General features: G+C 72.8%; 4 protein-coding genes and 1 pseudogene. 3 read left to right on the top strand and 2 right to left on the bottom strand.

Annotation, left to right across the window (positions count from 1 at the left end; translation table 11 throughout):
• Positions 1–281: pseudogene (locus tag E1200_RS30950) on the bottom strand (cytochrome P450); the annotation flags it as partial.
• Positions 282–306: 25 nt separating this feature from the next.
• On the opposite strand from E1200_RS30950, the gene E1200_RS30945 reads away from it, so the two are divergent.
• On the top strand, positions 307–705 hold the full coding sequence (locus E1200_RS30945) for a PaaI family thioesterase (protein ID WP_207933628.1): 399 nt from the start codon (positions 307–309) through the stop codon (positions 703–705).
• Between the two features lies 1 nt (position 706).
• A complete protein-coding gene (locus E1200_RS30940; protein ID WP_131955800.1) occupies positions 707–1,396 on the top strand; it encodes a dienelactone hydrolase family protein in 690 nt (229 codons plus the stop codon).
• 1 nt (position 1,397) lies between these two features.
• Here E1200_RS30940 and E1200_RS30935 read toward each other — a convergent pair whose 3' ends face one another.
• Entirely contained in the window at positions 1,398–4,151 is a 2,754-nt protein-coding gene (locus E1200_RS30935; RefSeq protein WP_131955798.1) for a helix-turn-helix transcriptional regulator, read from the bottom strand.
• A 100-nt stretch (positions 4,152–4,251) separates the two neighbouring features.
• Here E1200_RS30935 and E1200_RS30930 point away from each other — a divergent pair, with 100 nt between their 5' ends.
• Entirely contained in the window at positions 4,252–5,325 is a 1,074-nt protein-coding gene (locus E1200_RS30930; RefSeq protein WP_131955796.1) for an alkene reductase, read from the top strand.
• Positions 5,326–5,439: the final 114 nt, after the last annotated feature.

The following is a 5,439-nucleotide window of genomic DNA, read 5'->3' as shown; positions in this document are numbered from 1 at the left end:
TCCTGGTTGAGCATCATCGCGCGGACGAAGGCGAGATCCTCGGGCGTGTCGGGGTCGCGGATCTGGGTGGCGCCGAGGTGCGAGGAGAAGAGGTCCGGGGAGCGCAGGACGTGCTTGACGTCGGCGTGCCGGAAGACCGCCCAGTAGCCGGGACCGGCGGGCCAGGGGCCGACGGCGGGCTCGGGGATCCAGGCGACCGGGGATTCGATGCGGAGCTTTCTGAAGGTCTCGTACGGGACCCCGGTCGTGTAGGTGGACGGCAGGAAAATCTCCTCGTACATGCCTTCAGCGTGCATCATGTCGGGTGTGACGGTGAAGGCTGAGGAGATTCTGCGTGACAACTTCGCGCCCTGGGTCCTCGACCTCGGGCTCGTCGTCGAGGAGGTGGGGGACGGGACGGCGGTGCTGCGGCTGCCGTGGTCGGAAAGGCTGGCGCGGGAAGGCGGGGCGCTTTCCGGGCAGGCGTTGATGGCTGCGGCGGATACGGCCGTGGTCATCGCTGTTTCGGGGGCTAAGGGTGGTTTCGTCCCGATGACGACGGTGCAGTTGAGTACGTCGTTCCAGCGGCCGGTGGTGGGGAAGGACGTGCTGGTCGGCGTCGAGGTGACGAAGCTGGGGCGGACGCTGGCGTTCGCGGAGGTCGACATGACGGCGGATTCGGCGACCGTCGCGCGGGCGAGTGCCGTTTACGCGATCATCGGGTGATATGAGGCGTACTGAGAAGGTCGTTGTCCCGGACGGTGAGTTCAGCCTGCATGTGTGGGCGCCGGAGGGCGGGGGGCCGGGTGTCCTGCTCGTCCAGGAGATATTCGGCGTCGGGGAGTACATGGAGGCCGTCGCCGAGGACCTGGTGGCGCTCGGGTATGTCGTGGCGGCGCCCGACATGTTCTGGCGGATCGAGCCGGAATGGGCGGTCCGGCACGATGAAGAGGCGGTGCCGCAGGGGATGTCGATGGTGTCCCGGTTCGACTGGGGCAAGGGCGTCGAAGATGCGGCGGTGGCGCTGGCGGTCCTGAAGGGGCTGCCCGGTGTTGGGAAGACTGGGGTGCTGGGGTTCTGCTTCGGCGGGACGCTCGCGTATCTGCTGGCCGCCGAGACCGAGGTCGATGCGCTGGTGTCGTTCTACGGGTCGGGCGTGCCGGGCGCGCTGGACAAGATCGACGCGATTCGCGGGCCGGTGCAGTTCCACTTCGGCGGGGACGACCCCTATATCCCGCGGGACGATGTCGCCAAGGTCGAGCGTGCGGTGCAGGGGCGAGACGGCATGGAGATCCACGTCCAGGAGGACGGCGGGCACGCGTTCCACAACAGGAAGGCCCCGATGTTCCACCAGCCGGAACCGGCCGAGCGTGCGTGGCGCCTCACCGTGGACTTCCTGGGGCGCACGCTGTCGTAGTTCAGGCAGGCTCCAACGCGAGCTGGGCCAGTTCCTTGCGGGACGAGATGCCGAGTTTGGGATACGCCTTGTAGAGGTGGTACTCGACCGTCCGCGGGCTCAGGAAGAGCTGGGCGGCTATGTCGCGGCTGCTCGTCCCGGACGCGGCGAGGCGGACGACCTGGAGTTCCTGCGGGGTGAGGCGGTCGAGGAGGTCCGGCGCCGTGGGGACCGATGGCCCCGACTCGCCGGCGGCTCGCAGTTCGGCTCGTGTGCGGTCCAGCCAGGGTGCGGCGCGGAGGCGCTCGAAGATCTCCGCCGCGGAGCGGAGCGGTGCGCGGGCGTCGGAGCGGCGGCGGGCCCGCCGCAGCCATTCGCCGTAGAGCAGCTCTGTGCGTGCCCGCTCGAACGGCCGCGTTGATCGTCCGTGCAGCTGGATCGCGTGCACGTACGGTTCCTCGTCGTCTGTTAGCAGGGCCTCGCAGCGTAGGGACACGGCGAGTGCCCATGCCTGTCCTCCTGCCTCGGCCCAGGTCCGGAAGCGTTCGTAGGCCGGGCGGGCGAGGTCGAGCCGGGCGGAACGCACGGCCGCCTCGACCCGGTCGGGGTCGGCGGTGATGCCGGCCGTGCTGTGCTTCTGGTGGCCGCAGGCCAGCTCTTCGAGGCGGCGCAGGACGTCGTCGTAGCGGGCGAGGGCGAGGTCGAGCAGGGCGAGCGCGCTCGTGGCCGGGCCGTCGTCCGGCGAGGGCGCCTCGGCGAGCAGTTTCCGGAGGCGTGTCTCGTCGCCCTCGATCGCCGCCGGCCGGGTCAGGACGGCGCTGAGGCGTCCCGCGCGCTCGGGACGGCCGGTGTCGCGGGCCAGGGCGATCGCCTCGGCGACGACGGTGGCGGCGTCCGCGTGCCTGCCGACCGCGACCTGCGCCTGCGCCAGCGTCTGCAGGACGTTCGGCAGTGCCCCGACCAGCCCGTGGCGCCGGCAATGCGCCGCCTCCGCGGCCGCCAGCTCCAGCGCCGCCTCGTCCGCCCCGGCGATCAGCGCCAGCTGCGCGGCCCGCACGCGCTCCCCGACGACGAGCACCCGCCCCCCGCCCCGGCCGAAGGCACCGCGGGGCGTGGTGTCGCCGGTGGTGGTGTTCACGGTGGGGTCGACGTGGTCTGCGGTGTGGCCGGTGGGGGTGGTGCGTGCGTGGCGGGCTTCGGTTACTGCCTTGGTCAGGAGGGGGACGCCTTTGGTGTGGTCACCGGTGGCCAGGAGGGCCAGGCCGTGGATCGTGGGGTCGTCGGGGAGTAGGTCGGCGGCGCGGAGTACGGCTGGCAGCTCGCCGGACGTCCAGCCGTACATGGCGCCGGTGCGCAGCATCGTGGCGCGTTCGCCGGGTGTCGCCTCTGCGGCGTGGTCGACCATCATGCGGGACGCGGCGCGCGCGTCGCCGAGTTCGTACTCGACGGCGGAGTGGATGCGGGCGAGCCGTGCCAGCCCGGCGGGGGCGGTGGTGAGCTTCTCCGCCTGGACGGCGAGCTCCGCCGCCTCGTCGAGCCGTCCCGCCTCCAGGACCATGGCGGCGGCCGTGCCGAGGCGGGCCGCGCGCACGTCCGGGGCGGGGGTCAGGTCGGCGGCCTGGCGGTAGAGGGCCGCCGCGGTGGCGTAGCCCTCCCGGGCGCGGGCGCGCTTCGCCGCGTCTTCGATGTCGGCGGCGACGTCCTCGTCCGGGGCCATGGCCGCGGACGCGCGGTGCCGGGCGCGGCAGTCCGGGTCGGTGGCGGTGTCGGCGAGGGCCCGGTGGACGGCGATCCGCCGCGCGGTGACCGCGCCGTGGTAGGACGCCGCTCTGATCAGCGGGTGGCGGAACGCGATGCTGCGCCCGGTGACGTTGACCAGCCGGACGTGTTCGGCCTCCTCCAGGTCGTCGAGGCCGACGCCCATGCTCTGTGCCGCGTTCAGCATCGTGGGCATGTGCCCGCGGCCCTCCGCCGCCGCGATCAGCAGCATCAGCCGGGTGCTCTCCGGGAGGCGGCCGATCTGGACGCGGAACGACGCGAGGACGCGGTCGGCGACCGGCAGCGGGTCGGCGCCGTGCGCGGTGCCCGTTCCGGTGGCGCCGAGTTCCTGGAGGGCGAGCGGGTTGCCGGCCGCCTCCCGCATCACCCGGCCGCGGACGGTGGGTGGCAGGTCGCGCGCAGCCAGGAGCCGTTCCGAGTCGTCGCGGTCCAGCCTGGCGAGGCGCAGCTCGGGCAGGCCCGTGCCGCTGAACGTGTCGTCCCGGGCGGCGAACATCATCACCACCGCTTCGGCGGCCAGTCGCCGCGCCGCGAACAGCAGCGCGTCGGCGGTCGCGGTGTCGAGCCACTGCGCGTCGTCGACCAGGACCAGCGCGGGGCCGTTCCCGCCCGGCAGGTCGGCGAGCAGCGTCAGGACGGCGAGGCCGGTGGTGAAGCGGTCCCGTCCGGGGGCGGCGGGTGCCGGGCCGGGGCCGTCGAGGGCGGAGCGCAACGCGGCGGACTGTGCCGGCGGGAGGGCGTCCAGCCGGTCCCGGACGGGCCACAGCAGTTGGTTGAGGCCCGCGTAGGCGATGCCGGACTCCGCCTCGACGCCGGTCACCCGCAGGACGTGCGGTGGGCCGTCCACCGGGAGGAGCGCCGCCGCCTCGGCCAGCAGCGCCGACTTGCCGATACCGGCCTCCCCGCGCAGGAGGAGCGCCCCGCTGCGCCCGCGGTCGCGTGCCGCCGCGAGTAACGAGGAGATGCGCGCCTGTTCGTCGTTCCGCCCGTAGAGCACGCATCCAAAGTACGGGGGGAACTACCGAAGTCATACGGATTCGTCCCGTAGTCGGCGGCTCGTACGTTCTTGACCAGGCAGAACGCACTAGGAGGGCGTCGTGGAAGAACTGTTCGAGCCGCTGTCGGCGGGCAAGCTGGAGCTGGCCAACCGACTCGTGATGGCGCCGATGACCCGGAGCCGGGCCACCGAGAGGGGCACGGTGACGGAGCTGACCGCCGAGTACTACAGGCAGCGCGCCGGTGCCGGGCTGATCGTCACCGAGGGGACGCAGCCGAGCGTCCGCGGCCAGGGGTACATCCGGACTCCGGGCCTGCACTCCGGTGACCAGGTGGAGGCGTGGCGCGCGGTGACCGATGCCGTGCACGCCGAGGGCGGGCGGATCTTCGCCCAGTTGATGCACGCGGGGCGCGTCGGGCACCCCGTCCTGTACCCGGACGGGGGGTTGCCGCTCGGGCCGTCCCCGATCGCGTCGGGCGAGCGGCTCTTCACGCCGGAGGGCCTGCTCGATCATCCCGTGCCCCAGGAGATGACGTCGGACGATATCGCACAGGCCGTGGAGGAATTCGCCAGAGCGGCGGCCAACGCGATGGAGGCCGGGTTCGACGGGGTGGAGCTGCACGGCGCGAACGGCTACCTGATCCAGCAGTTCCTCGCCGACGGCAGCAACACGCGGACCGACGCCTACGGCGGATCCGTGGAGAACCGCATCAGGTTCGCCGTCGAGGTCGCGCGGGCGGCGGCCGACGCGATCGGCGGGGACCGCGTGGGCTTCCGCGTGTCGCCGGGCGGCACGGCGAACGGGGTCGAGGAGAGCGACACGCCCGTCCTCTATGCGGAGCTTGTCGCGGCGCTCGCCCCGTTCGGCCTCGCCTACCTGCACGTCTTGGAGCTGGGGGACCGCGGGACGACCGAGCGGATCCGCGCGGCGTGGCCGGGGCCACTGATCCTCAACCCGCACCCGACACCCGAGTCGTTTCCGGCGAGGCCGGAGTACGGCGCCGAGGCGCTGCGGGACGGGGTGGCCGACGCGGTCGCGTTCGCCGAGCTGTGGCTGGCCAACCCCGACCTGCCCGCCCGGATCAGGACCGGCGGCCCGTACAACCAGGCGGACCAGGCGACGTTCTACGGCGGCGACCACCGCGGCTACACCGATTACCCGCCGCTGGACTGAGCCGGCTGTCCAGCCCTGGATTAAGCCGGCTGTCCAACCCTGGATTGCGCCGGCCGTCCAGCCCTGGACTGGGCCGGCTGCCGGGTTTTGGACTGGGGTGGCCGGCCGGGGGCC

The organism is Actinomadura sp. GC306 (genome assembly GCF_004348665.1).
Lineage (GTDB): Bacteria > Actinomycetota > Actinomycetes > Streptosporangiales > Streptosporangiaceae > Spirillospora.
The sequence above is the reverse complement of the archived record's forward strand: the minus strand, read 5'-3'. Positions and strand labels throughout refer to the sequence as shown.